The 3,329-nt window shown below is 45.1% G+C and carries 2 protein-coding genes; one reads left to right on the top strand and one right to left on the bottom strand.

Translation table 11 applies throughout. The features are described from left to right. The first annotated feature begins 71 nt into the window (after positions 1-71). A complete protein-coding gene (locus AB4653_RS25165) occupies positions 72-701 on the top strand; it encodes a DsbA family protein (RefSeq protein ID WP_009848714.1) in 630 nt (209 codons plus the stop codon). A 42-nt stretch (positions 702-743) separates the two neighbouring features. Here the strand turns inward: AB4653_RS25165 and AB4653_RS25160 are convergent. Then, positions 744-3,329 (bottom strand): ATP-binding protein (locus AB4653_RS25160; RefSeq protein WP_372105588.1); only part of this gene is annotated, 2,586 nt, incomplete at its 5' end.

Below are 3,329 nucleotides of genomic sequence, written 5' to 3'. Positions count from 1 at the left end.
ATGGAAGGGGCCTTAATTAGGCTCCTTTTTTCGTTTGAATGGTTCAACAAAGACTCGATAAGGAATGAACAATGAACGTAAAACTTCATTATGTGCATGATCCAATGTGCAGCTGGTGTTGGGGCTACAAGCCAACGCTTGAGTTATTAAAACAACAATTGCCAGCGAGCATTGAGTTTAGCTACGTAGTCGGTGGTTTGGCTCCGGATTCTGAAGAGCCGATGTCAGAAGAGATGAAAGGCAAGCTTCAAGCGATTTGGAAGCAGATTGAAGCTAAGCTGGGTACGGAATTTAATCATGAGTTTTGGACTGAATGCCAACCAGTTCGCAGCACTTACCCAGCGTGTCGTGCAGTGATCGCTGCTGGCTTTCAAGATCACTACGAAGCAATGCTTGAAGCGATCCAACACGCTTACTACCTTCGTGCGATGCTGCCTCATAGCCAAGAAACGCATTTGCAGTTAGCTCAAGAGCTAGGGATGAATGTACAACAGTTTGAAAATGACCTTTCTAGTAAGCTATTGGAAAGCGAGTTAGATGACCAGTTAGGTTTTAAAGAAGCGATGGGTGTGCATTCTTACCCAACCTTAATGCTTGAGGTAAACGGTATCTTTAGCGAAGTTGAATTGGATTACCATTCAACTGAAGCGACGCTCAAGTCTATTCGCGAAATTCTAGTGAATAACGCTCCCGCTGTATAATCCAGCGAGAGCTGTCTGTATTGACGCAATAACCTCTAAGGCTTACTCATAAGAGTAAGCCTTTTCTTTTGTCTGACGTAGTTGGTTTATCTCCTCTGTAAACCGTTCGAATGTGTTAGTTGCTTCCGAGATTGATGCTTCAATTTCTGATTCGACTTGATCTAATTCTGTGGCTTCGGTTACTAGGCCGTTTGCTTGTGCTTCAATGATTGCGAGCGGAGAAGCCATCGCGTCACATGCCACCATTTTAGCGGCACCTTTGAGTCGGTGTGATGTGGTTTTTAGTCCCTTATATTCCTTATTAGCCCACTGCGCTTTTATCTGTTCATTATCTGCAATAAAACTTGCGGCAAACTCGTCGAGTAAGGTCATCACCACATCGTGATCTTCAAATAGATCGTAGAGTGCGGTGTAGTCGATGATGGGGCTATTGGTCTCGTTGGGTGAATCTTGAGGGACAGTGGGGTCAACATCTTCGATTGTCTCTGAGTTGTTATTTTCTGCCGATTCCGCAAAGCTCTGTTCAATGCCTTGGAACAGCATCGAAAACTCATTGGTTTCTTGAGCTGCAGGTAAAGCGTTTGACGAAGAGCTTGTGTCCTGATTTTGCGAGTCTGGCTTTTCTGCATCAGAAATATCGGTTTCAAGCGTCGGATCTAAATCGTGGATTGCGGGTAGCCATTTTTCAATGGTCAGCTTCATTTGCTTAATGGAAACAGGTTTAACTAGGAAATCATCCATGCCGTGTGCATAACAGTTGGCATCTTCACCCTGAACCGCATTCGCCGTCAACGCGACGATAGGCAACTTTTGAGTTTCTTGATTTAGTTCTTCATTGCGTTGTTCTATCTGACGAATGCTTGAGGCAAGCGTGTAACCGTCCATCTCCGGCATATGGCAATCGGTGAGAAGCAAACCATAACGTTTATTTTTTAAAGCATTCAGCGCTAGCACTCCGTTATCGAAAATATCAGCGTGGACACCAATACTCTCGAGCTGCTTGGCGATGACTTGCTGATTGATCGGGTGGTCTTCCGCAACAAGAATCAGTCGGCCATTACTCTCGGCTTGTTCGCGAGTCTCGATGGCGATAGGCGCTTTGGTTTCGTTGTCTAATGATGAGATTAGATTGTTGTGACTGACGGGTTTCGTTAAAACATGAACAAGGTTATCGGGCAGCAGCGGATTCACCGATAAGCACCAAGAGTTACCTAAAGGCTCTGGTGAGAGCATTGGGTTTTGGTTGATTACGGTGAAGCGTGTTGAACCCGTATGCTGCTGAATCCAAGCATCGCTAATCGCCAGTTGTTGCCAAACCGACATCGCGACAAAGATGTGTTTGGGCTGATGTTTGACGACCATCTCTTTGAGTAGGTGCTTTTGATTAATGTGCAGAACTTTTGGTTCAAGATCGAAGTGTTTCAGATATCGACACAGCTCTTTTTGTTGCAGAACGTAGCCGACGACGTATACCTCGTTTGAGTGATTACCGACATCTAGCTCAATAGAATTCTCACCCTCTGAAGGAAAAATCAGCGTTTGTCGTAGAGCCAAAGCGTTGCTTACTGCATGTTCAGGAGTACAAGTTGGGAGGGTAACGGTAACAGTAAAGTGGCTGCCTTTTCCTTCTTCACTCGACAGTTCTATGTTGCCATCCATCTGTTCTATCAATTTCAAAGCGATAGACAGTCCAAGCCCTGTGCCACCAAAACGGCGGCTAGTGGTTTTGTCGACTTGTTCAAAAGGTTGGAACAAGCTTTGTTGTCTGTCTTTCGGGATGCCGATGCCCGTGTCGGAAACCGTGAGGCTAACTTTCTGCTGATGTTCGTTCTGTTCAATCACATCAATATGCAATGAAATAGTGCCATGTTCGGTGAACTTAATCGCATTGTTAAGGAAATTGTTTAGAATCTGATGGAGTCGTATATCGTCTGCAAACAACCACTGAGCGAGGTTTGGGTCTTGCCAATAGTGGAAGGCTAAGCCTTTTTGCTGTGCATGAATGGATTGCGGTTGCACGATACGGGCAAGTACTTTGCCGAGCTCAATTTCGGTCGGGTTAAGATCCAATTTTCCGGCTTCAATCTTGGAGTAATCGAGTACGTCATTAACGATGTGCAGTAAGTTCCGAGCTGACTGATTCAATCCACCGTGTAAGTTCAGTAACTCTTCACTCAGCTGATGTTCCTGCATTAATTCCAACAGCCCTAAGATCCCACTAATCGGGGTGCGAACCTCGTGGCTAATGGTCGCTAAGAATTGCGACTTTGCAGCCGTTGCACTTTCTGCTTTTTGGCGTGCGTTGTCTAAAGCTTGCTGTTGTTTTTTTAGTAGGGTGATGTCTGTTATCACCGTATTCCACTCAATGGTTTTGCTGTTCGATACTTGGCTATTAAATTTCACCCATTTAGTTTGACCTGATTCTAACTGCATTCGCTGTTCATTTTCCCAATGCCCGGTTTCAATAGCTTCGAGCATACTGGTTTCAAACTGGGGCAAGTCATCTTCTGAGATCAGATTAAACAGGTGTTGAGGGTGCTCTTTTACGTTATCCACGGATAAGCCGAACATATCGCTTACACCTGCACTGACAAAGCTAAACCGGATATCTAAAGGCTGTCGAGGGTG

The organism is Vibrio sp. 10N.222.48.A3 (assembly GCF_041475345.1).
GTDB lineage: Bacteria > Pseudomonadota > Gammaproteobacteria > Enterobacterales > Vibrionaceae > Vibrio > Vibrio tasmaniensis_A.
This window is presented reverse-complemented; position numbering and strand designations above follow the sequence as displayed.